This is a genomic window from Vibrio sp. YT-19(2023) (assembly GCF_033337395.1).
This window is the reverse complement of record NZ_JAWOQN010000517.1, coordinates 1-691: the sequence shown is the minus strand read 5'-3', so window position 1 is coordinate 691 and position 691 is coordinate 1. Positions and strand designations below refer to the sequence as shown.

The 691-nt window shown below is 48.9% G+C and carries 1 protein-coding gene; it reads left to right on the top strand.

Translation table 11 applies throughout. The features are described 5' to 3' along the window. On the top strand, positions 1–691 hold a 691-nt coding region (gene manA / locus R7E78_RS26850), incomplete at both ends, for a mannose-6-phosphate isomerase, class I (RefSeq protein ID WP_318058703.1).

Here is a 691-nt window from a genome sequence, read left to right as displayed (position 1 = left end):
CAAAACTACGCTTGGGGCAGTACTACTTCTGTTAACCAACTGTTTGGCATTGAAAACCCGACGGGCGAACCACAAGCAGAAGTATGGATGGGCGCGCATCCAAACGGGAGCTCAGTGGTGATGGTAAACGGCGAGGAGACCAAACTCTCTTCACTGAATGCTCAAGACATGAATGCTTTTCTAAGTGAAGAAGTCGCAAACCGTTTTGGTGAACTTCCATACCTGTTTAAAGTGCTTGCCGCCGAGAAAGCGCTGTCGATTCAGGGGCACCCAAACAAGCAACAAGCAGAACTAGGTTTTGCACTGGAAGAAAAACAAGGCATTCCCCTAACCGCAGCAAACCGTAACTACAAAGATCCAAACCACAAACCAGAATTGGTTTACGCGCTAACCGAATACCAAGCGATGAATGGCTTCCGCCCAACAAGTGAAATCATCAGCTTCTTCTCTGAGCTGGCGATTCCTGAGCTGCAAGGCTTGGTGGATGACCTTATCGACAATCCAACTTCCAAAAGATTGGCGAGCTTCTTCTCCGGTCTATTGTCACTGGAAGGCGAACAGAAAGAGATGGCGTTGACGGTGCTATTGGCACAAGCTCGCATCACCGACTTACCTCTGTTCAACCTGATCTTGGAGTTAGAAACGCAATACCCGGGCGACATTGGTTTGTTTGCGCCCTTGCTACTCAACG